This is a genomic window from Mesorhizobium sp. M0800 (assembly GCF_040320095.1).
GTDB lineage: Bacteria > Pseudomonadota > Alphaproteobacteria > Rhizobiales > Rhizobiaceae > Mesorhizobium.
Genome location: NZ_JAMYOZ010000011.1, coordinates 27846 through 54281, shown reverse-complemented (window position 1 = coordinate 54281; position 26436 = coordinate 27846). Strand labels below are relative to the sequence as shown.

Annotated in this window: 25 protein-coding genes and 2 pseudogenes; 13 read left to right on the top strand and 14 right to left on the bottom strand. The window is 61.1% G+C overall.

The window, feature by feature from the left end; all coding sequences use genetic code 11:
• Positions 1-75: 75 nt before the first annotated feature.
• Entirely contained in the window at positions 76-765 is a 690-nt protein-coding gene (locus tag NKI18_RS15735; RefSeq protein WP_352620284.1) for a haloacid dehalogenase type II, read from the bottom strand.
• Between the two features lie 427 nt (positions 766-1192).
• Here NKI18_RS15735 and NKI18_RS15730 point away from each other — a divergent pair, with 427 nt between their 5' ends.
• Positions 1193-2569 carry an aspartate aminotransferase family protein gene (locus NKI18_RS15730; RefSeq protein WP_352620285.1) on the top strand — a complete coding sequence of 459 codons (1377 nt, stop codon included), beginning with the start codon at positions 1193-1195 and terminating at the stop codon, positions 2567-2569.
• Between the two features lie 137 nt (positions 2570-2706).
• Here NKI18_RS15730 and NKI18_RS15725 read toward each other — a convergent pair whose 3' ends face one another.
• The 6 genes from NKI18_RS15725 to NKI18_RS15700 all read right to left on the bottom strand — a co-directional run bounded on the left by NKI18_RS15725 (position 2707) and on the right by NKI18_RS15700 (position 7158).
• On the bottom strand, positions 2707-3033 hold the full coding sequence (locus NKI18_RS15725) for an HVO_A0114 family putative DNA-binding protein (protein WP_352578047.1): 327 nt from the start codon (positions 3031-3033) through the stop codon (positions 2707-2709).
• A 4-nt stretch (positions 3034-3037) separates the two neighbouring features.
• On the bottom strand, positions 3038-3577 hold the full coding sequence (locus NKI18_RS15720; protein ID WP_352620289.1) for a ribonuclease toxin HepT-like protein: 540 nt from the start codon (positions 3575-3577) through the stop codon (positions 3038-3040).
• Entirely contained in the window at positions 3564-3884 is a 321-nt protein-coding gene (locus NKI18_RS15715) for a nucleotidyltransferase domain-containing protein (protein WP_352620291.1), read from the bottom strand. The genes NKI18_RS15720 and NKI18_RS15715 overlap by 14 nt, the downstream gene beginning before the upstream one ends.
• A gap of 303 nt (positions 3885-4187) precedes the next feature.
• Complete coding sequence (locus tag NKI18_RS15710) at positions 4188-4664, bottom strand: Lrp/AsnC family transcriptional regulator (RefSeq protein WP_352620293.1); 477 nt, start codon at positions 4662-4664, stop codon at positions 4188-4190.
• Between the two features lie 10 nt (positions 4665-4674).
• Positions 4675-5748 carry a tartrate dehydrogenase gene (locus NKI18_RS15705; protein WP_352620295.1) on the bottom strand — a complete coding sequence of 358 codons (1074 nt, stop codon included), beginning with the start codon at positions 5746-5748 and terminating at the stop codon, positions 4675-4677.
• A gap of 84 nt (positions 5749-5832) precedes the next feature.
• Positions 5833-7158 (bottom strand): NAD(P)/FAD-dependent oxidoreductase, encoded by a 1326-nt coding sequence (locus NKI18_RS15700; RefSeq protein ID WP_353019997.1) that lies wholly within the window; start codon positions 7156-7158, stop codon positions 5833-5835.
• A gap of 158 nt (positions 7159-7316) precedes the next feature.
• On the opposite strand from NKI18_RS15700, the gene NKI18_RS15695 reads away from it, so the two are divergent.
• From NKI18_RS15695 to NKI18_RS15670, 6 genes are all read left to right on the top strand, one after another.
• Positions 7317-7775 carry a hypothetical protein gene (locus NKI18_RS15695; protein ID WP_352620299.1) on the top strand — a complete coding sequence of 153 codons (459 nt, stop codon included), beginning with the start codon at positions 7317-7319 and terminating at the stop codon, positions 7773-7775.
• Positions 7776-7936: 161 nt separating this feature from the next.
• On the top strand, positions 7937-9601 hold the full coding sequence (locus NKI18_RS15690; protein WP_352620301.1) for an ABC transporter ATP-binding protein: 1665 nt from the start codon (positions 7937-7939) through the stop codon (positions 9599-9601).
• A gap of 23 nt (positions 9602-9624) precedes the next feature.
• The gene (locus NKI18_RS15685; RefSeq protein WP_353019994.1) at positions 9625-11295 is read left to right on the top strand and encodes a peptide ABC transporter substrate-binding protein; all 1671 of its coding nucleotides are present in this window, start codon (positions 9625-9627) and stop codon (positions 11293-11295) included.
• Positions 11296-11379: 84 nt separating this feature from the next.
• Positions 11380-12330, top strand: a complete 951-nt coding sequence (locus NKI18_RS15680) for an ABC transporter permease (protein WP_352620304.1) — start codon at positions 11380-11382, stop codon at positions 12328-12330.
• Between the two features lie 32 nt (positions 12331-12362).
• Positions 12363-13241 carry an ABC transporter permease gene (locus NKI18_RS15675; protein WP_023678809.1) on the top strand — a complete coding sequence of 293 codons (879 nt, stop codon included), beginning with the start codon at positions 12363-12365 and terminating at the stop codon, positions 13239-13241.
• Between the two features lie 29 nt (positions 13242-13270).
• A complete protein-coding gene (locus NKI18_RS15670) occupies positions 13271-14602 on the top strand; it encodes an NAD(P)/FAD-dependent oxidoreductase (protein ID WP_502900706.1) in 1332 nt (443 codons plus the stop codon).
• Positions 14603-14747: 145 nt separating this feature from the next.
• Here the strand turns inward: NKI18_RS15670 and NKI18_RS15665 are convergent, their stop codons facing one another.
• Together NKI18_RS15665 and NKI18_RS15660 are read right to left on the bottom strand one after the other, a co-directional pair.
• Entirely contained in the window at positions 14748-15431 is a 684-nt protein-coding gene (locus tag NKI18_RS15665; RefSeq protein ID WP_352620308.1) for an ornithine cyclodeaminase family protein, read from the bottom strand.
• Complete coding sequence (locus NKI18_RS15660; protein ID WP_352620310.1) at positions 15392-15685, bottom strand: hypothetical protein; 294 nt, start codon at positions 15683-15685, stop codon at positions 15392-15394. Before NKI18_RS15660 ends, NKI18_RS15665 begins: the two co-directional genes overlap by 40 nt.
• 54 nt (positions 15686-15739) lie before the next feature.
• On the opposite strand from NKI18_RS15660, the gene NKI18_RS15655 reads away from it, so the two are divergent.
• The 5 genes and pseudogenes from NKI18_RS15655 (at position 15740) to fghA (ending at position 21982) form a co-directional block, all read left to right on the top strand.
• Complete coding sequence (locus NKI18_RS15655; RefSeq protein WP_352620312.1) at positions 15740-16777, top strand: GNAT family N-acetyltransferase; 1038 nt, start codon at positions 15740-15742, stop codon at positions 16775-16777.
• Positions 16778-16788: 11 nt separating this feature from the next.
• Positions 16789-17891 (top strand): annotated as a pseudogene (locus NKI18_RS15650) (alanine racemase).
• Between the two features lie 54 nt (positions 17892-17945).
• Positions 17946-19220 (top strand): NAD(P)/FAD-dependent oxidoreductase, encoded by a 1275-nt coding sequence (locus NKI18_RS15645; RefSeq protein WP_352620314.1) that lies wholly within the window; start codon positions 17946-17948, stop codon positions 19218-19220.
• Positions 19217-20670 (top strand): annotated as a pseudogene (locus tag NKI18_RS15640) (aldehyde dehydrogenase family protein). The gene NKI18_RS15645 and the pseudogene NKI18_RS15640 overlap by 4 nt, the downstream one beginning before the upstream one ends.
• A 460-nt stretch (positions 20671-21130) precedes the next feature.
• On the top strand, positions 21131-21982 hold the full coding sequence (gene fghA, locus NKI18_RS15635) for an S-formylglutathione hydrolase (RefSeq protein WP_023678818.1): 852 nt from the start codon (positions 21131-21133) through the stop codon (positions 21980-21982).
• Between the two features lie 21 nt (positions 21983-22003).
• Here the strand turns inward: fghA and pqqE are convergent, their stop codons facing one another.
• The 4 genes from pqqE to pqqB are packed head-to-tail and all read right to left on the bottom strand — an operon-like array spanning position 22004 to position 25108.
• Positions 22004-23125, bottom strand: coding sequence for a pyrroloquinoline quinone biosynthesis protein PqqE (pqqE, locus tag NKI18_RS15630; protein WP_352620316.1), 1122 nt, complete (start codon positions 23123-23125; stop codon positions 22004-22006).
• On the bottom strand, positions 23122-23418 hold the full coding sequence (gene pqqD / locus NKI18_RS15625) for a pyrroloquinoline quinone biosynthesis peptide chaperone PqqD (protein ID WP_023678820.1): 297 nt from the start codon (positions 23416-23418) through the stop codon (positions 23122-23124). Before pqqD ends, pqqE begins: the two co-directional genes overlap by 4 nt.
• Entirely contained in the window at positions 23415-24173 is a 759-nt protein-coding gene (gene pqqC, locus NKI18_RS15620; RefSeq protein WP_352620318.1) for a pyrroloquinoline-quinone synthase PqqC, read from the bottom strand. Before pqqC ends, pqqD begins: the two co-directional genes overlap by 4 nt.
• Positions 24170-25108, bottom strand: coding sequence for a pyrroloquinoline quinone biosynthesis protein PqqB (gene pqqB, locus NKI18_RS15615; protein WP_352620320.1), 939 nt, complete (start codon positions 25106-25108; stop codon positions 24170-24172). Before pqqB ends, pqqC begins: the two co-directional genes overlap by 4 nt.
• A gap of 220 nt (positions 25109-25328) precedes the next feature.
• Between pqqB and NKI18_RS15610 the strand changes: the two genes are divergently transcribed.
• Complete coding sequence (locus NKI18_RS15610; protein WP_352620321.1) at positions 25329-25562, top strand: hypothetical protein; 234 nt, start codon at positions 25329-25331, stop codon at positions 25560-25562.
• 10 nt (positions 25563-25572) lie between these two features.
• Here the strand turns inward: NKI18_RS15610 and NKI18_RS15605 are convergent, their stop codons facing one another.
• Positions 25573-26436, bottom strand: coding sequence for a substrate-binding domain-containing protein (locus NKI18_RS15605; RefSeq protein WP_352620323.1), 864 nt, complete (start codon positions 26434-26436; stop codon positions 25573-25575).

The following is a 26436-nucleotide window of genomic DNA, read 5'->3' as shown; positions in this document are numbered from 1 at the left end:
CTCCATTGCGACCAGTGAGGCATTAACGTTTTGGGAGCGCCTCAGTCTGGTGTGACTGCGCCAGCAAACAGACGTTCAGGCGAATTCCCGAACGGGCTCCAGGCCGACGGCGCCGGCCAGACTGCCGATATCCTTGATTTCGGTATATTCGTAGAAGGGGTTCGCAGGCTCGTGGCCGCGGTTCACCCAGACCTTGCTCTTGATACCGAGATCATAGGCGGTCATGAGATCATAGCGAAATGAGGACGACACGTGCGTAATGTCCTCCGGGCCGCAGCCGAGCTTCTCGAACATATATTCGAAGCCCTTCATCTGGGGCTTGTAGGCGCCCGTCTCTTCGGCCGTGATGACCATGTGAAAGGGTGCGCCGAGTTTCTCCACGTTCGACATGATCAGGCTCTTCATGGAGTTCGACAGGATCACCAGCGGAATCTCCTTGGCGACCTTGGCCAGGCCTACCGGGACATCCGGGTGCGGACCCCATGTCGGCACTTCCGCATAGATGCGCTGGGCATCCTCGGGCCGGAATGCGACGCCGTTGCGCTTGCAGGTCCGTTCCACGGAATTGTGCACGACCTCGCTGTACGGCTTCCAGGCGCCAAGGACCTCATCGAGGCGATAGGCCGAGAAATCCTTGATGAACTGCGCCATCCCAGCTGGGGAGAGCTGCGCACCGTAGACGCGTCTCGCCGCGCCAGCCATGTCGAAGTTGGTCAGTGTACCGTAGCAGTCAAAGGTGATGTATTTCGGTCTGAACTGGGTCATGGGCGTCAATCCTTCCAATCCTGTCGGCACTGCGTGCCTTTAACAGCAAGGATCATAATGAGGACCGGAGAAGACTAGTCGCCGCATTCGATGCGCCCTGAAGCAGATTGTTTTGTATTGGGTGAGAGCTTTGGCAGAGAGTTGCGCCTGAGTTCGTTTCGAGCTTCGGCGGGAGCGCGATCTTTCAGCTGTGCGTCCGCATAAGATGCGGTGCCAGCGGCAAAGGAAAATCAAAACGCCTATCGCTCAGGTTCTGGTCGGGAGGAACTGCTGCCCGCGGCAGCCTATCTTCGGCCTAGGAGAATTCAGGCCCGAATGAACATGACCGCGCAACAGATCACGCTGGAAAACGAGCTGAAGGACGAAACCACACCACACCGGACTTATGCTCTCGTCAGTCAGGCACTGCGCTGAATCGGAGGAAGAAATGCTGGCAAACTCACTGATCGAACTCGATCGCGCACATCTGGTTCACCCGTTTTCATGCTATCGGAGCCACGAGGAGACGGGCGTGCGGGTGCTCAAATCCGCCAAAGGCGCAACCGTGACCGATGCAAGCGGGAAAACCCTGCTGGACGGATTCGCCGGTCTATGGTGTGTCAACATCGGATACGGCCAGGAAAGCGTCGTTGAGGCGGCCGCAAAGCAGCTAAGAGAGCTTCCCTATGCGACTGGATATTTCGGGCTGGGATCCGAGCCTGCCATTCGCCTTGCCGCCAGGCTTGCTGAACTGGCGCCAGGCGATTTGAACCATGTCTATTTCACGCTTGGCGGCTCCGACGCAGTCGACAGTACGATCCGCTTTATTCGCTATTACTACCATGCCAAGGGTACGCCGCAAAAAGACCAGTTCATCTCGGTTGAGTATGGCTACCATGGATCCTCGACGGCAGGGTCAGGTCTGACAGCGATCCCGGCCTTCCATGCGGGTTTCGGCGTGCCTTACGACTGGCAGCACAAGATTCCCTCGCACTACGCCTATCGCAATCCGGTCGGTTCTGACCCGCAGTCGATCATCGATGCATCGGTCGCGGCGCTGCGGTCCAAAATCGCGGAACTCGGCGCGGGCCGGGTTGCAGCCTTCTACGCCGAACCCATCCAGGGTTCGGGCGGTGTCCTCGTTCCACCGACAGGTTGGCTGAAGGCTCTGCACGCCGTGTGCAAGGAACACGACATTCTGTTCGTTGCCGACGAAGTCATCACTGCCTTTGGTCGTACCGGCCCGCTCTTCGCGTGTGAGGAAGACGAGGTCGTGCCGGATTTCATGACCACGGCGAAGGGACTGACCTCGGGCTACGTGCCGATGGGCGCCGTTTTTATGTCGGACCACGTGTATCATACGATCGCGGACGGAGCCGGCAAAGCGGCTGTCGGCCATGGCTATACTTATTCGGCCCATCCCGTGAGCGCAGCGGTCGGGCTCGAATGCCTGCGTCTCTATGAAGATGGCTTGCTCGAGAATGGGCGGAAAATGGGGAAGCGCTTGATGGAAGGCCTTCGCTCGCTCGCCGACCACCCGCTGGTTGGCGACATTCGCGGTCGCGGTATGCTGGCAGCAATCGAGTTGGTCACCGACAAGGCACGCAAGACGCCGCTGCCGGCGGCGGCCGATCCGGGGCGCCGCATCTTCGAGCGCGCGTGGGCGAACGGCCTTGTCATCCGTGCCTTCAACAGCGGCATCCTCGGCTATGCGCCGCCGCTCTGCTGCACAGACGACGATATTGATGGAATCCTCGAACGCACGCGGATGACGCTGGACCAAACCCTCCAAGATAAGGATGTGCGGGCAGCGATGAAGGGATGATCAGCGGGCGCATTGCATCGACCAGGGCCTTTTGGGACTATCTTGGCGATCGGCTCGGCGTCACCGAGGCTTCACGTCCAATACTTGCCAAACCTGATCAGCGGCGATTTCGCATCCCACTGATCGACTTTTGCCTGTCACCCATCGCGCAGCAAAGATGATGGTCCGGCGATTTGTCTCCACGAATCGTCGACCTCGCATCGGCCATTCTGAAGCTCAGCGAGGTCGATCGTGACTCGTTGCACGGCGAGTTCGGGTCTCTTCGGCCTGGAGCCCGTCATTGAGACAATTCCCGCCCGCTCAAGGGCCGCCAAGGAGCGGGATACGTTCGGCTGCGGACGCGCCGCCAACCTGCACAGTTCCGTGATGCTTTGCGGTCGATACCGATGGATCAGCGCCACCAGCCGACAATTCTCAGGGGTCAACGCCCGCAGAATCTCTTCCGGCGCGCACGACTGGGCCATTGGTTCAGGGACCACCAGATGCCCCGCCGCCTGAGCCGTCGCCGCCGCCATCACTGTCGTGCGTGTTTTCCTCAGTAAGAGTGCTTTCCAAGTAAACAATGGCCTCGACGAAAGACGGAAATGCCTTTTTTACCCTGTCGAGGCTTTCTTGCACCTTGTCTGTTTTCAGGTCAAAACCGTACCGATGCCTCACCAGGTAACGGAATCCCTTTAGCTCACTCAAGGACTGATAAAGCTCGGGGTCGAGCACAGCCGGCCGGATGCCTGCAATTTCCGCCGACATCTGATCGAGCACGTCCTGGTGCATCGTAGGCCCTTGGGGAACGAGGCCGTCTATGTCGTTGGAGAGGCTGAGCAGGATGTCCTCGATGCCGTTGTAGACATTGTGTACTCCCAGCGAAACTGCTGCGACCGCGCCCCATTCGCCGCGTGACAGCTCACTCCGATGAGCCGCCAGATATTCCTCGATTTGCTCCAGTTCCTCCGCAGCACGGTCGATTTTTGGCGACAGTTTTGCGAATGCCGGATGCTTAAACGCTGTCATTAAGCAATTCCTGCACTCGTTCGGACGAAACGTCTGAGGCAAAGATCAGGTCATAAGGAATGTTCGTTCCCCGAAGCTGGTCTGCGACCAAGCGCTCTACCATGGCCCGGCGCGCGGGATCAGTGCGTCCGTGCACCAGCAGATCTACGTCCGAGTGGACGCGGAAACGGTTTTTCGCGAGGGATCCGACAACGGAGATATCGACGCCGCAGGCTTTGGCGTTCCGGAGAATCCGCGATACACAGGCTTGCGCGGTCTTCCGGCGATCGTCAGCTCTTCGGTGGATCAAAGTGTTGATCTTGTTCATCTTTTCGCCTGTTGCCTTTGGTGACCCGAGGCGAGATTGTCGCAACTCCGTAAGCTGTGCGTGCTACCTGCCTATATATCATTGTATGATATATTCAAGCCATTTGACGAGGACAAGGCGAAAACAGGCGTTCGCTGGAAATGTCCAGATGCAGTCGAAGTTTTAGGCTAAGCGCCGTTCAGGCGAGTGGCAATGACGGCCTCCGCCGAATCGTGACACCGTCATTCGACAAATGCCGCGCGCGCAACAAGATGGAGCTTGGCACGAGCGCCGCCGCTTGAGGACCGAGCCGGAGCAGCTTTCTCATTTGTCGAAAATGATGTCGAGAGGCAAATGGGATTTCACGATCGGTGACTTCAGCACGACGAAGCTGAAATATTTGTCGATTCCGATATCCAATTCGATCATGCGCTCCATGATCGCCTGGTACTCGCTGATGCCCGCTGTGACAAACTTCACAAGATAGTCGTAGCCGCCTGAAACCAGATGGCATTCGATGACAGAATCGACTTTCTGAATTGCGGTGAGAAATCTCGCGAAGTCGTTCTGCTGATGGTGCTTGAGCGTGACTTCGGTGAAGATCGTTAGAGTCTGTCCGAGCTTGGACACATCGATCTGGGCGGAATAGCCGGTGATGAAGCCTTCCGCCTGAAGCTTCTTCACCCGCATCAGGCAAGGGCTCGGCGAAAGGTTGACCAGATCGGCAAGCTCGACATTCGTGACCCGCCCGTTCTTTTGCAGTTGGGATAAGATCTTGATGTCGATCCTGTCGAGCTTCATTGGAAACCTGTCACACGTTCGAACCGCGGATCGCCCGACAGACGGCGTCCGTCACCTCCTGCGTGGTCGCTGTCCCTCCTACGTCCGGCGTCAGCACGCCTTCACTCGTCACCGCTTCCACAGCGCTCATCAACCGCACGGCCGCTGCGCTCTCGCCCAGATGTTCGAGCATCTGGGCAGCGGTCCACAAGGTGGCGACCGGGTTGGCAATACCTTTGCCGGCGATGTCGAATGCCGAGCCGTGAATTGGCTCGAACATCGAGGGATAGCGCCGCTCGGGATCAATGTTGGCGGTCGGTGCAACGCCGAGACTGCCCGCGAGCGCGCCTGCAAGGTCCGACAATATGTCGGCGTGAAGATTGGTGGCGATGATCGTATCGAGGCTCCGAGGTTTCAACGTCATACGCACTGTCATAGCATCGACTAGCATCTTGTCCCACGCGACGTCCGGGAATTCCCGCGCCACCTCGGCTGCGATTTCGTCCCACATTACCATGCCGTGACGCTGCGCGTTGGATTTCGTAACTACTGTCAGGAGCTTTCGCGGCCGTGACTGCGCCAGCCGGAATGCATAGCGCATGATGCGGGTGACGCCGACGCGCGTGAAGATCGCGACCTCGGTTCCGACCTCCTCGGGGAGTCCGCGATGGGCGCGGCCGCCGTGGCCGGAATACTCGCCCTCGGAATTCTCCCGCACGATCACCCAATCCAGATCGCCAGGGCGAACACCCGCCAGCGGCGAAACAATCCCGGGCAATATCCTGGTCGGCCGCACGTTGGCGTACTGATCAAAGCCTTGGCAGATCGGCAGCCGGAGGCCCCAGAGCGTGATGTCGTCAGGCAGATCGGGGGCGCCCACCGCGCCAAAGAAGATGGCGTCGAAGCGCTTCAGTTGCGCCACCCCATCTTCGGGCATCATCCGACCGTGGGCCTTGTAATAGTCTGAGCCCCAGTCGAAGTGCTGGACGCGCAGCTTGAAGTCGCCGCAGCGCTGCTGCAGCGCCTCAAGCGCCTGGAGACCTGCGGCAATCACCTCTGGGCCGATCCCGTCGGCCGGAATGGCGGCAATCTCATATTCGCGCATCGTCACTTCCCTGTTTTTTGGTGCTGGCCGCCTCGTGACCTCAATCTCGTGTGCGATCGATTGTATGTTGGCAAGACGGTCTTCTCAGAATTCAGCGACCTTGCCCCACGCAGCAGTCTTCAGGCGCTCGGGCCTATAAGGACGCGGATCGACGATAGGCTCGCTGCCTGTAATGATGTCGGCGATCATATGTCCCGCGCCGGGGCCAATCCCGAAACCGTGACCGCTGAATCCCGCCGCCAGGATGAAGCCCGGAATCCCCTCCACTTCGCCGACGGCGGGAATGCCATCGGGTGTACTGTCGATATAACCCGCCCACACATCGGAGATCGCGACGCGTTGGAGTTCGGGGATCAATTCGCAGGCTCTTCGATATGTCAGCCGAATCTGTCCCATGTCGGGCTTCGGGTCGAGAATGCGGTTCCGTTCCATTGGCGTGATGTCGTCGAGGGCCCATTTGCGCAGGCTTTCATGGCCTTGACGCCAGCCCTCTAAGGCGCCCGGGGCGATATTGCGCCAGCGGCGGGCGAACATAGGTACAAACTCGCGGCCGAACCTGAACTGCTGCGGCGTTGGATCGACACGCGCCCGCCCGCTGATCGCCAGCGCGTATCCACCGTTGCTGCGCCGCGTCAGAGAGACGCGCGTGGTATGCAGGGCATCCGGCAGGCTGTTTGCGCCGGGTGCCACGGCCAGAATGGACGAACGCACGGCAGCTTGCGGGAAACGCACACCAAGCTGGTTGCAGAAGGAAGAAGCCCACGCGCCCCCGGCCATGACAACGGTCTTTGTCTGGATGGTGCCGGCTTCGGTCACCACAGCGCTCACCCGGCCGGCGCTCAACTCCAGCCCGCGCGCCGCGCAGTGCTGATGTACGGTGCCGCCCGCCGCCATGATGCCGCGCGCCGCGACCGGCACTGCCTTGGAAGGGTCCGCCGTTCCGTCAGTTGGCGAGAACACGCCACCTTTCCATTTGCGGCCCGTCGCTTTGCCCCGTTCGGTGGCTTCTTCCGCGCTCAGCATGTGCGTGGTGACCCCGACCGTTCTCGCAAAATCGCGCCACTTTGCCCAGCCTGCCAGCTCATTTCCGTCCTGTGAGAGATAGAGGAGACCGCAACGGCGAAATCCAGTATCCTCGCCAGTCTCCTGTGCCACCTTCTCCCAGAGATCGAGGCTCTTGGTTGCCATTGGCAGCTCGCGCGCATCGCGGTTCTGCTGGCGGCACCAGCCCCAATTGCGGCTGGACTGCTCGGCCGCGATACGCCCCTTCTCGACCAGAGCGACCTTGAGGCCGCGGCGCGCCAGATAGTATGCGCTGAACACGCCCACCACGCCGCCGCCGATGACGACGACGTCCGCCTCGCGAGGGAGGGAAGGGCTGCAGTCGATGTGCATGAGCGGCGCGGGCATGGATGGGACTCCGGTAATTTGAAGCATCCTAACCTGCCGCCCGCAGAGGCAGGCTGCGGAGTTTGTGCCTGGACGGAATTTCCTGCGTTTAGCAGCCCCCAGGACAGGCAATTATTGCGCGAAAAGCTCGCTGCGCGGAGCAAGCGGGAGTAAACTTCATGCAGTCGCGTCATCTGCGCCATGGGCGGCACACGGCGCAGTCGTCGACCTTGATCGGCAGCGCCTTGGCCGACATTGTGATGGGCCGCACGGTCACCAATTCGCTTGGCGGCATGGCCTGGACATGGTGCCGATGTACACCGGAAAGCCTTGGTCCTATCCCTCATGGGCGCGTATTGCCGGATGAAGGATATGGTTGCTTGATCCCGGTTTCCGCGCCGAAACGGGAACAGAGTGAAATGCCGAACTGGATGTTCTTTTCAGAAGTTCCTGCCGCCCGAGGGCCAAGTTTCGAAGACTCTGCGGAAACAGAACAGTCAAACTGGCTGGAAGAACGGAGCAACCCTTCCTTATGGCAGGCAGGCTCCAGAGGACATCCGACAGGCAAGGCTTGCCCCTTCGGAGAGTTCTCCAAGAAAAAAGGGAACAGAGTCCGGTACACGGACCGGATTTCATAAGGGAGCCGCCAGGATGAGCAGAACCCGTCTCTCGCAGCCTCAGCGCGCGAAGCGCCGAGAAGGCCAGACTACGGCCGCTACGGTGAGGCGCTTCTGCTCAAAGGGCGATGAAGCGGTCCGCAACAGGGTGGACGCGCTCGGTTGAAGGGGAGGTGATCTCGATGGTCGCAAGCATCCAGGCTGTAGCCCCCCACGATGTGGCGCTTTCGGTGCGCGACCTCACGGTGAATCTGCCGCAAGGCATGGAACGGACCCATGCTGTCAAGAACGTTTCCTTCGATCTGAAACGCGGCCAGATACTCTGCATCATAGGCGAGTCCGGATCGGGTAAGTCGGTCACGGCGAATGCGATCATGGGGCTTCTGCCCAAGGTGATCCGCCTCTCATCGGGAATAATCCAGCTGGAGGGGATGAACATCGTCGGCATGTCGCCAGACAAGCTGCGCAACCTGCGTGGACGGGTCGTGTCGATGATCTTTCAGGACCCGCTCTCGGCGCTTAATCCCCTGATGACGGTGGGCGCGCAGATTGACGAGGTCATGGCAGCGCATGGCTTCGGCACGCCACAAACCTGTCGAAGCCGCGCAATCGAACTGCTCACTGAAGTAGGCCTGCCAGATCCCGAACTCATGTATTACCAGTACCCTTTCCGGCTTTCGGGCGGGCAGCGGCAGCGCGTCATGATCGCCATGGCCTTGGCGCTCGAGCCGACGGTGCTGATTGCGGATGAACCAACCACCGCGCTCGACGTCACCACCCAGGCTCAGATCCTGCAACTGATCCGTGACATTCAGCGGCGCAAGGGCATGAGCGTGATGTTCATCACCCACGATTTCGGCGTGGTGGCCGAGATCGCCGACAGCGTCGTGGTGATGGAAAAGGGCAATGTCGTCGAACAGGGCAGCGCCGAACAGGTGCTGAAGTCGCCCAAGCACCCTTATACCCAGCGCCTGATTGCAGCCGTACCGCATTTGACCGGCGAAGATCGCCCTCGTCCGGAGGCTGCCAGCAAGGAGCCGATCCTGAAGGTTGAGGGTCTGGTGAAGACCTATCGCGGCGGCAGCGCGCTGTTCGGCGCGCAACGAGTTGTGACAGCGGTCAACGAGGTTTCGTTCGAACTGGCGCCCGGCCGCACGCTTGGGGTCGTAGGCGAGAGCGGTTCGGGGAAATCGTCGCTGGGCCGGCTGCTGATCAAGCTGCTGGACAATGACGGCGGCGGGATCTTGTTCGAGGGCTGTGACATAGCCAAGCTTTCCGAAGCGAAGTTCCGCCCACTTCGACCGCGGATCCAGATGATCTTCCAGGATCCCTTCGCTTCTCTGAACCCACGCTCGACGGTCGGTCACATCATGACGGTGGGCCCGATGGCGCACGGGATGCCTCATGTCCAAGCGCGCGATGAAGCGCGTGCGCTTCTGGCCCATGTCGGTCTCGATGCCGGCGCTTTTGGCCGCTACCCGCACGAGTTCTCGGGTGGGCAACGCCAGCGCATCGGCATCGCTCGTGCGCTGATGTTCAAGCCGAAGCTGTTGATTGCCGACGAGGCAGTCTCCGCACTCGACGTGTCGATCCAGGCGCAGATCCTGCAGCTTCTGGACCAGATCCAGCGCGAGACGGGCGTGTCGATGGTCTTCATCACGCACGACCTGCGCGTCGCCAGCCAGATCTGCGACGAAATCGCGGTGATGCAGAAGGGCCGGATCGTCGAGCGCGGACCGCCCTCGCAAATATTCCTGAACCCGCAAGCAGCCTACACGCGCCAACTGGTAGCGGCAATTCCAGGAGAGCGGCCGGGCAATGCCCGTCCAGTAGCAGCAAACGCATAAGAAATAACAAGAGAGGAACTACCATGACCAAAAATTCATCGACTACGTCCAACTACTCGAGGCGCGAAGCGCTGCGACTGATGGCGATAGGTGGGGCTGCAGGCCTCATCGCGCCCAATCTGTTGGGCAAGCCCGCCTTCGCCAAGACCCCTCCTGCAGGCCCGGCCGGTCGCGTCATCGTCGGCCTCTCCCAAGAGCCGACCGTGTTCAATCCGCTGATGGCGCATATCGAAGTCGATGACGCGGTCCATTTCTCGGTTTTCGACGCGCTGGTCCGCATGGATCCCCAAGGTGGCCTACATCCAAACCTCGCAGCCGAGGTGCCAAGCCAAAAGAACGGCGGCATTTCGGAGGACGGTCTCAACTGGCGCATCCGGTTGCGTGACAATGCCCGCTGGCACGACGGTGAGCCCTTCACGGCCGAGGACGTGAAATTCACCCTTGAACTCATCACGAACCCGAAGTTTCGCGCTTGGCGCACGAGCGGCCATTCGCTCGTGCAGGACATCACAGTGGTTTCGCCCACCGAGATCACATGGCGGATGAAGGAGGCTTTTGCGCCCTATCTTTCGTTCTTGGCCGAAACGTTCATCGTGCCCAAGCACATTCTGGGGAAAGAAGCCGATCCGAACACAGCCGCGTTCAACCAGGCGCCGGTCGGCACCGGCGCATTCAAATGGGGACAGCGTGTTGCGGGCGATCATATCGAGCTCGTCGCCAATCCTGAGTGCGCCGGCGAAGGCCCCTATGTCGAGCAACTCATCTTCAAATACATCCCCGACATGACGGTGCTCTACACGCAGTTCAAGAGCGGCGACGTGGACCTGGTCGATCAGTCGTACATCACCGCCGACCATTATACTGAAGCCCGCGAACTAGCAGACCGCGTGGTGACACTTGAGACTGGGTCATCCCTGGAGTCGATCTACCTCAATTTGGGCCGCCCGCAGTTCAAGGAGTTGGCAGTGCGCCAGGCGCTCTACGCCGCCTTGGATAGGAAAGCGATCGTCGACACGATCTATTACGGCGTGGGCACTCTCACCGAGACCTTCATGCCGAAGGAGTCCTACTACTACGACCCGAACCTGCCGGTTCAGGAGTTCAATCTGGACCGGGCGCGCCAAATCCTTGATGAGGCCGGCTGGGCGCCGGGGCCGGATGGAATCCGCGCCAAGGATGGGGTGCGACTGTCCTTCTCCAACTCGACAACTTCTGGCAACAACCTCCGCGAGCAGACGCAGCAGTTCCTGCAGCAGACGTTTGCCGAGATCGGCGTCGAGATGACGATCTCGAATTTGCCGGCTGCAGTTATGTGGGGCGAGTTCTGGCTGAAGTCGCAATTCGACACCGCCATGGTGGGCGTCACCTATCTGATTGCCGCGGACCCCGACGCCACAAACCGGCTCCATACGAAGGCAATCGCCGCTCAAGGCGGACACGGTTCGAACACCGGGCAATATTCCAACCCTGAGGTCGATGCCCTGCTCGAAAAGGGCGCTCGCAGCTTCGATCCGGAAGAACGACGCGGGATCTATAATCGCGTGCAGGAAGTGGTGCGCCATGATCTGCCCTTCCTGCCGCTGTTCGCGTACACAATCGTCCTCGGGCGCAAGAAGGGGTTGGACGGCTTCGAGCCCAACGCCAACACCCGCACCGCGTCGTGGGATGCCGCAGCCTGGCAGTGGAAGGCCTAATCCACGCAGTTGCCGCCGCCCCGCCGATTCCGCCGCGGCGGCGGCAACAGACTAAAATCATCAACCCACAATGGAGGGACTCGAATGCGCGGCTTCCTGCTCAATCGCCTCTCGCAGAGCCTGGTGCTGCTTGTGATCGTTTCGATCATCGGCTTCGGCATTCTGAACCTCCTTCCCGGCGGCCCGCTGGCGCAATTCGGGCTTGATCCCGGAATGACCCAGCAGGATATCGAGCGTCTCAAGGGGCTGCTGGGCCTCGATCGACCCATATGGATCCAATATCTGGACTGGGCATGGCGGCTGGTGCGGGGCGACTGGGGTCACTCCTTTCGCGACGGAGCGTCGGTATTGGAGGTCATCGGCAGCCATCTCTTTGCCACGCTGCTGCTGATGGGGTCCTCAACCGCAATTGCGATCTCCATTGGCGCCTGGATTGGAATCCGAGGCGCCACGCGCCGCTACTCGCTGTTCGATTATCTTGCAACTGTCGGGGCCATGGTTGCGTTGTCGGTCCCCACCTTCTGGTTCGGACTCGTCGGCATCTACGTCTTTTCCCTGAAGTTGGGTTGGCTGCCTGCGGGTAATATGTCCGAGATCGGCGACGCCTCGATCCTGGGCTACCTCCACCATCTGATCCTGCCAAGTATCGTGCTGTCGCTGGTCCATGTCGCGATCTGGAGCCGCTACATGCGGACGGCCACTCTCGACGCCATTAGCCAGGACTTCGTCAAGACGGCTCGGGCCAAGGGGTTGAGTGAACGCCGGATTCTGATGAAGCATGTCGTCGGCAACGCACTTTTGCCGATGATTACCTTGGCCGGGATGCAGCTTCCCAGTGTCCTCACTGGCGCGCTCGTGACCGAAACCGTCTTTACCTGGCCAGGAATGGGACGGTTGTTCCTCGATAGCCTTGGTTACAGCGACTATCCGGTTGTGATGGGGCTGCTGATGTTCTCCGCCATCCTCGTTCTGCTTGGAAACCTGATCGCCGACATTGTCGTCGCTATTGTCGATCCGCGCATTCGTCTGGCTTGAGCGCGCAACTTCCCCGACAGGAGACAGCCGATATGACCGCTTTCACCGCAAATGCAGCTCCAAGCCGATGGAGAAACAACCGCGCGGCACGTCGTTTCATGCGTCATCGCTTGGCGCTGCTCGGGTTGGCGATGATCATCTTCCTGAGCCTCGCTTGCGTCCTCGGCCCCCATCTCCTGCCTTATGACTCACTGTACATCGATCTGCGAGCCCGCTTTGCCCCTCCGCTGACGGGCTACCACTTTCTAGGTACCGATCCGCTTGGCCGCGACGTGGCGGCAAGGCTTTTGATGGCGGGACGAATCTCGCTGCTGGTGGGTTTCTTTGCCATGGTTTTGTCGACACTCATCGGCACCCTGGTCGGCGTAATTGCCGGCTATCGCGGCGGCTGGGTCGGGGCCACGCTGATGCGCACGGTCGATGGATTCCTGTCATTCCCATCGATCTTTCTGCTGCTGGCGCTGGCTGCCGCACTGAAGCCCAGTCCTGTGATGATCACCGTCATTATCGCCCTCACCAGTTGGATGGAGGTTGCCCGCATAGTCGAAGCGGAAGTCCGCTCGTTACGCGAACGCGAGTTCGTCCTAGCCGGGCGAATGCTGGGATTGAGCGGCACCCACATCATGTTCCGCGAGATACTGCCCAACGCCATGGGGCCGATTATCGTCGCTTCCACCTTGACGGTCGCGCGCGCCATTCTCATGGAAGCCTACATCAGTTTCCTCGGCTACGGGATCCAGCCGCCACTGCCCAGCTGGGGCAATATGCTCAATGGCGCCCAGCAATATCTCGGCAGCGCACCTTGGCTGGCAATCATTCCCGGAGCTGCAATCACCATCGCGGTAACCAGTTTCAATTTCATCGGTGACGGGCTGCGTGATGCGCTCGACGTCCGAGACGACCACATCTGAAGTTTCACCGACCGTAGATTACCCCTGCAATGCAGCGAGAAGTCAGCCACGTGCAAGAGCCTCATATCGCCGACAAGAACACACCCTACTGGTGGGAAGCAGCGCCCGCCATGCCGCTGCCGCGGCAGCCAGTCGCAAAGAACCTTGACGTGGCAGTTGTCGGCGCCGGTTATGCCGGGCTTTCGGCCGGGCTTGCGCTGGCGCGCGAGGGACGCTCGGTCGCCGCTTTTGATGCGATGAATCCGGGCGAGGGTGCTTCCACCCGCAACGGCGGGATTACGAGCGGGAGTATTCGGCCGGACCATGCCACGATCACCCGGCGCTTCGGGGAAGAGAAGGCCATGGCGATCGAGACCGAGGGCAAGGTCGCACGCGAATTCCTCTACGACTTCATCAAGACCGAAGGGCTCGACTGCGACTTCCGACTGGTTGGCCAATTCAAAGGCGCTTTCGGATATGAACAGTATGAGAAGATGGCGCGCGGCGCCGAGACGCTGGCGAAGAAACTGGGGATCGAGTCCTACGCGGTTCCGCATGCCGAGCAGCGAAATTATATCGGCACCGACTTCTACCGCGGCGGAACCGTTCGGATGGATATTGGCGGGCTGCACCCCGCAAAATTCCATGCTGAGCTCCTGCGGGTGGCGCTCGCATCCGGGTTGACGGTCCATTCGCATACAGTGGTCAAGTCGATCGAGAGGAACGGTTCGGGCTTCCGTGTCGCGACTTCGGCAGGGACGGTGGATGCACGGCAGGTTCTGGTCTGTACCAACGGCTATACCGACGGCGCCGCTCCCTTCCTGCGCCGCCGCCTGGTTCCGGTCCGCAGCCGGATCATCGTCACCGAAGAACTTGCGCCCGATGTCATGGCGCAACTGATGCCGAAGCTGATGACGATCACCGAGAACCGGCAACTCGGTTTCTATTATCGTCCCTCGCCCGACGGAAAACGCATTCTGCTGGGGGGCCGTGACAGTTCCCGCGTCGGCGATCCGGCGGCGCCGAAACTTCTCCTTCGCAAGGGCCTGGTGAACCTTTTCCCGGAGTTGGAGAACGTGCGCCTTTCGCATTGCTGGTTCGGCAATGTGGCGATGAACCGAGACATGCTGCCCCGCATCTTCGAGAAGGACGGCGTGGTCTATGCCTCCGGCTTCTGCGGTTCGGGCGTGGTCTGGGCGCCATGGATTGGCATGCGTGCGGCCCACAAGTTGATGGGGCATGGCGAGCAGTCGCGCACTGCGTTCGACTTTCGACCGCCTTCGGCCGTCCCGCTCTATCGTGGCAATCCGTGGTTCATGCCGGCGATTATCCAGGGCTCTCGGTTGCAGGACCGTCTCGCCTTCTGGCGCGCCAGACGCTAGTCGCCGACATCGGGGGCGATCGGTGGTTCATGCGGGCAACCCTTTGGCGCGCCCGCCGCTGACACGACTGCAGGATCGCGCGGGATCACCTTGTTGCCGGAGAGTGTCGAAAAATCCGTCGGGACTGGGCCTGGTGCGAAACTGATCAGCGGTGGGACGCCTTTGCGCGGATCAGCGCGTCGGCCATGTAGAGGTCCTGCAGGGAGATGCCGGAACTGTCGAAGACCGTGATCTCATTGTCGAAGCGGCGGCCGAGCGGACGCCTTTCAATAACGTCACCGATTGGTGTTACCGCAAGCACGCCGACGTCGATCTCGTCGCGCACGTATTGGAACTCGCCGATCTGGACGGACTGGGAAAGCAGATCACAAAACAGACGTGCCTTGGGAAATAATTCGCTCGGCAATTCGCGTTTACCCGGAGCATCCGACCCGATGCTGACGATATGGGTTCCGGGTCCCACCCAAGCGGCATCCAACAGCGGTTCGCGTGCGGGTGTCGCCGTCACCACGATGTCGGCCGTGCGCACGGCTTCTTCCGGCAAGGCAGCGCGCGCCTTCAGTCCCCTTTCGCCGATCTGATCGACAAAAGCGTCGCGCCGCGGCGAAGGCCGGGCCACGACCAGCACGGTTTCGATTGGGCGGATGCGTGCCAGCGCCATCACTTCGAAGCTCGCCTGGTTGCCGGCCCCGAAGATCGTCAGAACCTTGGCTTGCTTGCGCCCAAGAAGATCGGCCGCAACCGCGTCGGCGGCGGCCGTCCTGTAGGCGTTGACCTTCCCGGCCTCGACTACGGCGCCGAGCCGACCTGTATGCTGATCGAGCAGCACGATGGTCGAGTGTGGCGGGGAAGGCCACGTGCCGAGTTGCCCGACCAGAAGGAGCCAATTTTCACGCCGGTCAGCTCGCCCGACGAACCGGATTTGATTGAGAAAGTATTGGTCACTTCCTGTGTGCGCCCGAGAACAGCCGGAAAGACCCAGCTCTGCCGCGATGCTGCCGCCACGAGAGCCTCGCGCGCCGCCTCGAAAGCAAGTTCATGCGTGACGAGGGCGGCTGACTCCTCTTCGCTGATGTAGATCATCCAAAATTCCTCCTGGGCATCGCCGATCGGGCAACCACGAAGCGGCGATTCAAGGTGCCAGGTATTCCTCGCCCGATTTGCACGATTTGGCATGCCGAGGAACTGCATAAAACGAATAATACCGCTGATTTGCAGGGGCAAAACAGCAGCGAAATCTGTCCGCCGGGCGCGACTCTAAGATCCGACTTCAATCCGACTCTGGATCAACTGACAGCGTTGCACCTTATGGCCTTTGAGCATGACAGAGATATCGTCAGCGCCCCGATCGAGCTGATGAAATTGGAAACCCGCCATTTGCCGGGCGCACTGAAGCTGTCGCAGGAGATGGCCTGGCCCTACCGTCAGGAGGATTGGGAATTTGCCCTGATGGTCGGCAATGGCCTGGTCCTCGAGCGGGCAGGACAGGTGATTGGCACGGCCATGTCCTGGAATTACGGACAGTCCTATGCCTCGGTCGGGATGATCATAGTTACTGGCTCCGCGCAAGGCGGTGGCAACGGCGCCCGGCTCTTTGATGGATTGCTTGAGGCGACACACGGTCGCAACCTGCTGCTCAACTCAACCGAAGAGGGGCTGGCGCTCTACAAGCGACGCGGCTTCACTGCCTGGGGCACGGTGCTTCAGCACCAGGGCTCGCTGGCTGTCGCCGTGACGCGGAGTACCCGCGACGACATCCGTCGAGCGACAGCCTCTGACCTCGCGGCAATCCAGGCCTTCGACGAACGGGCCACGGGCATGCCCCGGCTGCCGATGGTGGCTGCGCTCGCCAATGTGGGCAACGCATTGGTCATTGAGCGCAGGGGACGGATTGCAGGCTACGCTGTCGCGAGGAGGTTTGGCCGCGGCTATGTCGTCGGCCCTTGTGCAGCCGAGAGCGACCACGACGCGCGGCTTCTGATCCTGGCCCAGCTTTCGAAGCTTCACAATCAATTCGTTCGCATCGACGTCTATGCCGAGGATGGATTGGGCGACTGGCTTGCGAACCTTGGCCTGCCGCGGTCCGGCAGTGCGACCGCCATGGTCAAAGGACAACGACCCGTCGCCGAGGGGCCAGCCCATATGTATGCGTTGGCAAACCAGTCGTTCACTTAGGAAACGAGACTATGAATAAGATGGCGGCAAGCCTGGCGGTGAGCGAGACGGCTAGGACGATCGACGCCTTGGTCACCCCGACGCTGCTTCTCGACCGTGGCCGGCTCGAGCACAATATCAAGGGTCTGGCTGAGCGCGCCAGGAAGCTTGGCGTGGTGCTGCGCCCGCATATGAAGACGGCCAAGAGCATCGATGTCGCCCGATACGCGTTCCATCGCGAACGCGGTCCGATCACGGTCTCGACCATCGCCGAGGCGGAGTATTTCGCGGGCCATGGCTTTCGAGACATGACCTACGCGGTCGGCATCTCGGGCAGGCCGATGCCCTGGCCAGCGTCCGCGAAGCCACCGGTATGACCCCATCTGTTTTCATCGAACTGGACTGCGATGACCATCGCGGTGGCTTGAGGCCGGACGACCCGAAGTTGCTCGACGTGGCCGGCAGTGTCGTCGCGGCCAGTGCCAAACTCGTCGGCGTTCTCGCCCATGCAGGCGAATCCTATGGCTTGAACACGCCCGATGCGCTGGTCAAGGCAGGCGAGAACGAGCGTTCAGCCACGGTGCGCGCCGCTGAAATCCTGCGCGCCCATGGCCATGCCTGCCCGATCGTCAGCGTCGGCTCAACGCCGACAGCGCATTTCGCCAGCAATCTTGAGGGGGTCACGGAGCTGCGCGCCGGGGTCTACATGTTCTTCGATCTGGTCCAGCACGGCGTTGGGGTGTGCGAACTCGACGACATTGCGATTTCCGTATTGGCCACGGTGATCGGGTCCAAGCCGGAAAAGGGATGGGTGCTGGTCGACGCTGGATGGATGGCGCTTTCGCGCGACCGGGGAACCGCAAACCAGCAGATCGACCGGGGTTACGGCGTGGTCTGCGACGAAAAGGGGCGGGTGCTTGAAGATGTGATCGTGGCCCAGGCCAGCCAGGAACACGGTATTCTCGCCATTCGTGCCGGTTCTGGAAAGTCCATGCCCGAGCTGCCGCTCGGGACTCGGGTCCGGATTCTGCCCAACCATGCGTGTGCGATGGCCGCCCAGCATGATTTCTACAGCGTCGTCAACGGCGCCAGCCCCAAGATTGAAGCGCGTTGGGAGCGGATGCGCGGCTGGTAGGCGCGGGACTACTCGGATGTCGCCCCACTCAAATCAACACTGGTGGTCAAGAAAATGAAGTTTACCTCTTACTGGCTGGATACGTCTCAGCCGTTCAATGAAGCGTCGTCCAAACCGCTCGAAGGCCACTACGACGTGGCGATTGTGGGCGGCGGCTTGACCGGCTCCTCCGCAGCGCTGGCCCTTGCCAAAAAGGGCGCCCGGGTTGCCCTGTTGGAGGCCGAAACGATCGGCAATGCCGCGTCCGGCCGCAATGGCGGCATGTGCAACAACGGCTTTGCCCAGAACTATGCAATCATGGCTGGCAAGCACGGCAAGCTGGCCGCAAATGCGCTCTACAAGGCTTTTGACGCCGGCGTCGATATGGTCGAGCGGCTGGTGCAGGAAGAGAAGATCGACTGCAGCTTCTCCCGCGTCGGCAAGCTCAAGCTTGCCGCCAAGCCCGAGCACTACGCCATGCTGGCGCGCAGCCAGGAACTACTGGCTGCCAATGTCGATCCCGACACCAGGATGATCGCGCGCGAGGACCTGCGAACCGAAGTCGGCACCAACCGCTACCATGGCGGGCTGCTCTTTCCCAAGAGCGCGGGCATGCATGTCGGCCGGTTCGTCCGGGGCCTCGCGACCGCCGCTGCCCGGCGTGGCGCAGAGGTTCATGAACGCTCGCCCGTCATTGCGATGCGCAAGGTTTCAGGCGGGCATGAGGTAACGACGCCAAAGGGCAAGATCGTCGCGCGGCAGGTCCTGTTGGCAAGCGGCATTTCCCAGCTTGGCCCGCTCGGCTGGATCCGCCGGCGCATGATCCCGGTCGGCGCCTTTCTGATCGTGACCGAGCCGCTGTCGCCCGACCACCTTAGGCGTCTCATGCCGACTGGGCGCATGGTCGTCGACACGCGCAATCTCGTTGTCTACTGGCGGCTCACGCCGGACAATCGCCTTCTGTTCGGCGGGAGGGCGCGCTTTGCCGTGTCCAACCCTCAATCCGACGAAAAAAGCGGCCGGATACTCAAGGCGGCGATGGTCGAGGTCTTTCCGGAACTGGCCGGCACCCGCATCGACTACTGCTGGGGCGGCATGGTCGATATGACCCGCGATCGCCTGCCGCGCGCCGGAGAGCGCGATGGCATCTATTACTCGATGGGCTATAGCGGACACGGGACCCAGATGTCGACGTTGATGGGCACCATCATGGCCGACGTCATGGACGGGCGCCCCGAGCTCAATCCCTGGAAGGATTTCGACTGGCCAGCGATCCCCGGTTATTTCGGGCGCCCCTGGTTCCTGCCGATTCTCGGCGCCTATTACCGCATGAAGGACCTTGTAGGGTGATGACGCCCCTCGAACACCTGGCCCGCAACGGCCACCTGGACAAGTTCTTCTTCGACGGTCAATGGGTTGAGCCGAGCGGCACCGCGACGGGCGTCGTCGTCAATCCCGCCACAGAAGAGGTTGTGAGCCAGTTTCCGCTTGGAAATGGCGAGGACGTTGACGCGGCCGTTGCAGCGGCTCGCAGGGCATTCGCCTCCTGGAGTCGGACCACGCCAGAAGACCGCGCGGGTCTGCTCGATCGCCTGCAAGCGCTGCTCGAGGCGCGCGGCGAACTGCTGGCTCAATGCCTGAGCCTCGAAATGGGCGCGGCGATCGGCTATGCGCGCAGCGCCCAGGTGCCGCTGGCGATCACGCATGTTAAGGTCGCTCGCGATGTGCTGACGGACTTCGCTTCGTCAAGCAACGGGGGCAAACCGCCGTCACCCACGAACCGATCGGTGTCTGTGCCTTGATCACTCCGTGGAACTGGCCACTTTACCAGATCACCGCCAAGGTTTCGCCGGCGCTCGCTGCAGGCTGCACGGTCGTGCTGAAGCCGAGTGAGCTTTCTCCCTTGGACGCCCTGCTGTTCGCCGAGGCAATCGAGGAAGCCGGCTTCCCTGGCGGGGTTTTCAACCTCCTGCAAGGTGATGGTCCAGGCGTGGGTATGGGTCTCGCCTCCCATCCGGATGTCGACATGATCTCCATTACCGGGTCCACCCGCGCGGGCATTGCGGTGGCCCAGGCGGCAGCGACGACGGTCAAGCGTGTCGCGCAGGAGCTGGGCGGCAAGTCGCCGAACGTGATCCTGCCGGACGCAGATCTCGATCGCGCCGTTTCTCTGGGCGTAGCCGCCGCCTTCCGCAATCTCGGCCAGTCATGCAGCGCCCCGACGCGCATGATCGTGCCACGCTCGCTGCTCTCCGAGATCGAGGCAATCGCCAAAAGGGCCGCAGCCCAGATCGTCATTGGCGATCCGCTTTGCGAAGCCACAACTCACGGTGCAATCGCAAACCGTGCCCAATTCGACCGCATCCAAACCATGATCGGCGTCGGCATTTCTGAGGGCGCCAAGCTTCTCACCGGCGGACCGGGCCGTGCGCACGATCTGAACGTCGGGTTCTATGTGAGGCCGACCATCTTTTCCGACGTGCGCACGACCATGCGCATTGCCCAGGAAGAGGTCTTTGGGCCAGTTCTCTGCATCATCCCCTACGACACAATCGAGGAGGCCGTCACCATCGCCAACGACACGGTCTACGGTCTGGGGGCCCATGTGCAGGGCCAGGATGTGGACGCCGTCAGGGACGTGGCCTCGCGGATCCGCTCCGGTCAGGTGCATCTCAACTACCCGGGCTGGGATCCGCACGCCCCGTTTGGCGGTTTCAAGCAGTCCGGAAACGGACGCGAATATGGGATCGAGGGCATGTTGGAGTATCTCGAGGTAAAATCCATACTCGGCTATTTCTAGGCCCTGGGCCTGTCCGTGGCTTTCGACGGTCGGGAATAGCCGTCGGCTCACAAGTTCTTGCTCGGTACCCTGGCGCGCTTGCTGCGAGCCCACGCGATGACGCGTGCGTGCTCGTCCGCCATAGCCGCGTCGAAGCGGCTGTCGCCACTGAAAGCCAGGGCAAGTGCATTTGCGCAGAGTTCGGCGTCCCGGAAGCATCGCCGATGCCTGCGCAGTGACTGCGTCCTTGTTATAGCCAGCATCGTCAACAATCGCCCAGCCTGGCCCGTATGGCTTGCTGGGCAACGCTGCGCCAGCGAGTGGCCTCGCGCGCCTTGCTGCGCCAAGACGATCGGCGAAGGCAGGCCATCCCGGCTCCGATCAAGAGCCCCGCGCGCCAGCCGGCCCACCAAGGTTGCCGCGATCACCCTTGATGTCGTAGAGCCTACGGTCGGCGGTTAAAATTGGTGGAGAAGAATATATGGCAGAGCACCCGAAACTCGTCTCGACTGCCAAGTCGCATGGCGGCGCCCAGCATGTTTACTCTCATCTTTCGACGAGCTGCTCGTGCGAAATGACATTTGCTATTTTCGTGCCTCCGCAGGCACGGGAAAGCCGTTGCCCCGTGGTGTGGTACCTCTCCGGACTCAGCTGCACCCATGCGAATGTAATGGAAAAAGGCGAATACAGACGTATTGCCGCCGAACTTGGCGTGATCGTTGTCTGTCCCGACACCAGCCCGCGTGGTGCCGACATTCCGGATGAAAAGGACAATTGGCAGTTCGGCAGCGGCGCCGGTTTCTACCTCGACGCGACGCAAGAGCCGTATGCCAAGAACTATCGCATGTATTCCTATATCGTCGAGGAGCTGCCGGCCGTGATCGGGCGCGAATTTCCCGCCGATATGGCGCGCCAGTCGATCTTCGGCCATTCGATGGGCGGGCACGGCGCGCTGACGATCGCACTGAACAATCCCGCGCGTTTCAGAAGTTGCTCGGCCTTTGCGCCGATCGTGCAGCCAAGCACAGCCGGCTGGTCGAAGCCGGCTTTCGAAAAATATCTCGGCCTGGATGAGGCGTCGTGGCGGCGCTACGATGCCACTTCGCTCATCGAGGATGGACACCGTTTCCCGGAATTCCTGGTCGATCAGGGAACGTCAGACGGTTTCCTCCAGGAGGGCCTCAGGCCTTGGCTGCTCGAAGACGCCTGCTCCAAGGCAGGCATTCCGTTGAAATTGCGCATGCAGGACGAATACGATCACTCCTATTTTTTCATTTCGACATTCATGCATGACCATATGACGTGGCATGCCGAACGGCTTTCACGAGGGTAGGCCGTAGGAATAGGTCGGCAGTCAGGCGGGCTCGGTGACGACGCCGATGCGCCGGTAGACGAATGGTTCGTCCTTCGAAGGAACCGTCGCAGCGCGCTGGGCCTCGTCGATCAGCATTGCCATGCGCGCATGGATCGGCGATTTCGCGCAAGCCGGGTCCGTCGCGGCGGCATCGCCGGCGATTGCCATCGCCTGGCAGCGACAGCCGCCCCAGTCGATCTCGCGCCGCTCACAGTTGCGGCAGGGCTCCTGCATCCAGTCCGTGCCTCGAAAGGCATTAAATGCCGGGGAATCGGTCCAGATCGCGGCCAGGCTGCGTGATCCAAAACGCTCGAAGCCGAGCGACGGTATGGTCTGGGCGGCATGGCATGGCAGTACGGTGCCGTCTGGCGTCACCATGAAGGCGTCGCGCGCCCAGCCGCCCATGCACGGCTTGGGATAGATGGCGAAATAATCCGGCGTGACGAAATCGATGTTCATGATGCCGGTGAGCCGTTCGCGCGCCGCCGCGACGATCTCCGCCTGGCGGTCGACGGCAGCACGCTCGGGCATCAGTTGATCGCGATTGGTCAGCGCCCAGCCGGCGTACTGCACGTTGGCGATCTCGAGACGCTCCGCACCCAGCGAAAGGGCCAGATCGATGAATTCCGGTACCTCCTCGATATTGTGGCGATGGATCGGCGCGTTGATGGTAAGCGGCAAGCCGGCCGCGCGAGTGCGGCGTGCCGTTTCCAACTTCTTTTCGTGGCTGCCCCTGTGATTGCCGATGCGCTCGGTGGTCGCCGGCCGTGCACCTTGAAAGCTCAGTTGCAGATGGTCGAGCCCGGCTTCGGCAAATGCCTCGATGCGGCCATCCGCAATGCCGACACCGGCGGTGATCAGGTTGGTGTAGACGCCGCGCGCCGAAAGCCCGGCGATCAATTGCTCGAGATCGCGACGCAGCGTTGGTTCACCGCCGGACAGATGCACCTGGAGAACGCCAAGATCGGCGGCCTGCGAGAATAGGTCGAGCCAGCTCTGCGTGTCGAGTTCGCGATTAGCCTTCAGCAATTCGAGCGGATTGGAGCAATAGGGGCATTGCAGCGGGCAGCGATGCGTCAGTTCCGCCAGCATGCCGATCGGGGGGAGAGGGGGCTCGCTCATAGCTTCACCAGCAGCTTGTCAGACCATTCCTGCAGGAAGGCGATGACATCGGCCGCCACAGCCTCCTGTTCGGCATCATAATCTGCGGCAAGGCCGGCAATGATGTGGCCGACCGTGGACCGCCCATCGCAGCGGCGCAATATGTCGAGGCTGATCTCGTTTGGCCAGAACACCTTTTCGGGCGACAGCACGGCGAACGCCTGGCGCACGGGGTCATACTGTATGCGCACATGCTTCGGCAGCGATGGAACCGACTGCAGCGACACCATGGCTCTTTCGCGCAGTGCCATCATTGGGCTGCCTCCGGACGGAAGGCGCCCGGCGGGATATTGCCCGGCTCGCCATAGGCGTGTTGAAGCGCGTCGAGCATGGCCCAGAGTATATCGCATTTGAACACCAGTGCATCGATCACCTGCTGCTGGCGCTCCGTCGTGTCGGCATGTTCGAGCACATAGGCGAGCGCGAAGTCGGCGTCGCGCGAGGCCTGTTCGGGCCGTCGGGTGAAATAGGCCAGCGTGTCCTCGGTGATATAATCGTATCTGGCCAGCATCGCGGGCACCCGCTCGCCGATGATGAGCGGCGAGAACATCTCAGTCAGCGACGACGCGACCGCCTCCAGCAGGGTCCGGTTCGTGCAAAAGCAGAGGTAAGCGCCAACCGCAAAACGTGTCGCCGGCAGGGCCAGCCTCTCGCTCTTCACCGCGTCGGCATCGAGACCGAGCGAGGTCGCCAGGTGCAACCAGCGCGCAATACCGCCGCTCCAGCCGTCCTCGCCGTCATGATCCTCGATGCGTTTGCGCCAGGCGGCGCGAAACGCCGGATCCTCGGCATGAGCGAGGATCATGGCATCCTTGCGCGGAATGACCGCCTGATAGCAATAGCGATTCAGCGCCCAGGCCTGCATCTCGGTCCTCGACAGCGCACCGCTGGTCATCCTGTGATGGAAAGGATGGTGGTTGTGATAGCGCTCGGCACCGACCTGCCGCAGCACGGCTTCGAGCTCTCTGGAGGACAGGCCGTTGCTGGCTGCGTCGTGGAAATCACTCAAAGTTCCATCTCCATCCCGTCGCAGGCCACTTCCCAGCCAGCCGCTTTGACTGCTGCATGCTCGGCAGAATTCTCGTCCAGAACAGGATTGGTGTTGTTGATGTGGACGAAGACACGGCGGCCGATCCTCACATCGGCCAAGCCGGCGATCGACCCCGCGTCTCCCGACATTGCCAGATGCCCCATGCGCGCACCGGTCTTTTGGCCGACATCGGCAGCAATCATCTCGTCGTCGGTGAAGACCGTGCCGTCGAACAGAAGACATGCGGCATCGGCTAGACGCGTGCGCAGGGTCGCATCGATGCGGGCGCAGCCGGGGATGTAGAAGACGGAGCCGCGACTGCCGGCACCGGCGATACGGACGCCGATCGTGTCGCCGGCATCGGAGCTGAAATTTGCATCCGGCTGCCCTCTTTGTTCGAGATAGAGGGCTATCTTCCCGGGCACGGGAAAGCTCTCGACAGCCACCCCGGTGTCGTGGCCGTCTGCGTCGCAGATCGACAGTTCTTGCGCCGGCGGCAAGATGCGTCGCGGCACGAGCGCCGGATCGAGGACATTGAAAATCGAATTCGCCTTCAGCGTCGCCAGAACCTGTGTCGTTGCATAGATAGCGAAAGGCTGCCGCTCACGCAGGCTGAGCAGGCCGGCGACATGATCGACATCGGCATTGGTCAGCACCACCGCGCGAATGGGCGTCGAGCGCAGCGGCGCATCGTGCGCGGGCTGCAATTCAGGCGTTGCCGCGATCTGCTGGCGAATGTCGGGTGACGCGTTGAACAGAACCCAGCCGAGCCCATCCGCCGACGCGGCGACACTTGATTGGGTTCGTGAATGCACGCCAGCCATCCCGGTGCGAGCCGCACGGCTCAGACGATAATTGCAGTTCCATTGCGGAAAGCCACCGCCGGCTGCCGATCCGATGATTCTCAAGCGCATGAAAACGCCCGCCCCGCGGCTTCTCTGACCAGCAGCCAATTTGCAGCCGCGAAAAACGTCCCGCTCGCTTCGCGTGCCTCAAAATCTTTCACGAAAATCCCATACGGCAAGGGGATGCGTGCCCCTGTTGCCAGGGACACGCACCTCTGCGGCCTACTTCTTGGGAGTAATTTCAGCAGGCAGATAGCGCGAAATTTCAAAGCCCGCAGCAACCTGACACATGGTCGGTTTTGTCCAGCTCTTCTTCATAACATTTCTCCTCTTCTACCAGCCCGAAGGGGCCGATCCGGTGGTTAGCCAACCATTGCAGGGCACCGAAGCAATGGCTCGTCCATCACGTTCTCAAAATGGACAAATGAAACACAAGGTTTTGAAAGGCCCGAAAAACAAACTATCAAAAGTAGCTGTAGTCTTCTCTTCAATTGTTCATCGCGTAGGTTTTTCCTCCTCCTGACCCATCCCAACTATTGCGTGATCGGATTGTCGTGCTCGTCGATCAGCGGCACATTGTAACCCAGCAGGAGCTTGGTGATCTCCGGCTGGTTTTCCCTGATCACCCGGTTGAGCGTCCGTTTCCATTCCTGGTCGGACGGACGTACGCCCATGGTGATGCGGTAGGACATGCGCGAGCCGGTTTTTTCCTTCAACAACGGAACAATGGTGACATCGGCTCCGAGTTCCCTGGCATAGTAACCTGCCATCGGCCCCCACAGGACCGCCGCGTCAATCTTGCCGGCGAGCATGTCCTTGATCATGACCTCCCCCATGGAAGGAGTGACGCGCGTATCCACCGCGAGTGGATAGATCTTGGCGGTCCGCAGAAGCTTGTTGGCGGCCATGTTGGCGGTTGGCGGCGTGCTTTCGACGACGCCGATTCTCTTGCCGGAAAGTTTCGGGTCTTCGATCGTCTCGATGCCTTCCATGCCGTTGCCTTTGGGGTATACGAGCACATAGGCGGAGCGATAGTAGGCGTTGGTGTTCTGCACCAGTTCATCGCCTTGGGCGTAGCCCATGATGATGTCGCATCGGTTGGCCCCCAGCGTGTTTCGCACAAAGCCGGTGACAGTGGGAAACCACGTGTAAGCGACTGATTTCCGCCCCGTCTTCTTGGCAACCAGTTCAGCCAGCTTGTTTTCGAAGCCTTGGCCGTTCTTGTCGGTAAAGGGCATATTCGAGGGATCGGCGCAGACGCGCAGAATGTCGGGATCCACCAGTTCGCCCGCAGCGCCAAGCCCGGCATTTTGCGCCAGAACGTTCGACGGCAGCAAGGCGAGCGCGCCGAGGATCGGCAGAACCACGCGCAGCTTCGATGCAGTGCAGCCGATCAT

What these genes read in the sequence shown, in the direction of transcription:
- pqqD (WP_023678820.1), bottom strand. Translation starts at nt 23,418, where the DNA reads ATGATGGCACTGCGCGAAAGAGCCATGGTGTCGCTGCAGTCGGTTCCA.
- NKI18_RS15675 (WP_023678809.1), top strand. Translation starts at nt 12,363, where the DNA reads ATGACCGCTTTCACCGCAAATGCAGCTCCAAGCCGATGGAGAAACAAC.
- NKI18_RS15725 (WP_352578047.1), bottom strand. Translation starts at nt 3,033, where the DNA reads ATGGCCCAGTCGTGCGCGCCGGAAGAGATTCTGCGGGCGTTGACCCCT.
- fghA (WP_023678818.1), top strand. Translation starts at nt 21,131, where the DNA reads ATGGCAGAGCACCCGAAACTCGTCTCGACTGCCAAGTCGCATGGCGGC.
- NKI18_RS15685 (WP_353019994.1), top strand. Translation starts at nt 9,625, where the DNA reads ATGACCAAAAATTCATCGACTACGTCCAACTACTCGAGGCGCGAAGCG.
- NKI18_RS15645 (WP_352620314.1), top strand. Translation starts at nt 17,946, where the DNA reads ATGAAGTTTACCTCTTACTGGCTGGATACGTCTCAGCCGTTCAATGAA.
- NKI18_RS15610 (WP_352620321.1), top strand. Translation starts at nt 25,329, where the DNA reads ATGGTCGGTTTTGTCCAGCTCTTCTTCATAACATTTCTCCTCTTCTAC.
- NKI18_RS15680 (WP_352620304.1), top strand. Translation starts at nt 11,380, where the DNA reads ATGCGCGGCTTCCTGCTCAATCGCCTCTCGCAGAGCCTGGTGCTGCTT.
- NKI18_RS15735 (WP_352620284.1), bottom strand. Translation starts at nt 765, where the DNA reads ATGACCCAGTTCAGACCGAAATACATCACCTTTGACTGCTACGGTACA.
- pqqE (WP_352620316.1), bottom strand. Translation starts at nt 23,125, where the DNA reads ATGAGCGAGCCCCCTCTCCCCCCGATCGGCATGCTGGCGGAACTGACG.
- NKI18_RS15695 (WP_352620299.1), top strand. Translation starts at nt 7,317, where the DNA reads ATGCAGTCGCGTCATCTGCGCCATGGGCGGCACACGGCGCAGTCGTCG.
- NKI18_RS15660 (WP_352620310.1), bottom strand. Translation starts at nt 15,685, where the DNA reads ATGATCTACATCAGCGAAGAGGAGTCAGCCGCCCTCGTCACGCATGAA.
- NKI18_RS15705 (WP_352620295.1), bottom strand. Translation starts at nt 5,748, where the DNA reads ATGCGCGAATATGAGATTGCCGCCATTCCGGCCGACGGGATCGGCCCA.
- NKI18_RS15690 (WP_352620301.1), top strand. Translation starts at nt 7,937, where the DNA reads ATGGTCGCAAGCATCCAGGCTGTAGCCCCCCACGATGTGGCGCTTTCG.
- pqqB (WP_352620320.1), bottom strand. Translation starts at nt 25,108, where the DNA reads ATGCGCTTGAGAATCATCGGATCGGCAGCCGGCGGTGGCTTTCCGCAA.
- NKI18_RS15670 (WP_502900706.1), top strand. Translation starts at nt 13,271, where the DNA reads ATGCAGCGAGAAGTCAGCCACGTGCAAGAGCCTCATATCGCCGACAAG.
- NKI18_RS15720 (WP_352620289.1), bottom strand. Translation starts at nt 3,577, where the DNA reads ATGACAGCGTTTAAGCATCCGGCATTCGCAAAACTGTCGCCAAAAATC.
- NKI18_RS15715 (WP_352620291.1), bottom strand. Translation starts at nt 3,884, where the DNA reads ATGAACAAGATCAACACTTTGATCCACCGAAGAGCTGACGATCGCCGG.
- NKI18_RS15730 (WP_352620285.1), top strand. Translation starts at nt 1,193, where the DNA reads ATGCTGGCAAACTCACTGATCGAACTCGATCGCGCACATCTGGTTCAC.
- NKI18_RS15700 (WP_353019997.1), bottom strand. Translation starts at nt 7,158, where the DNA reads ATGCCCGCGCCGCTCATGCACATCGACTGCAGCCCTTCCCTCCCTCGC.
- NKI18_RS15605 (WP_352620323.1), bottom strand. Translation starts at nt 26,436, where the DNA reads ATGATCGGCTGCACTGCATCGAAGCTGCGCGTGGTTCTGCCGATCCTC.
- NKI18_RS15710 (WP_352620293.1), bottom strand. Translation starts at nt 4,664, where the DNA reads ATGAAGCTCGACAGGATCGACATCAAGATCTTATCCCAACTGCAAAAG.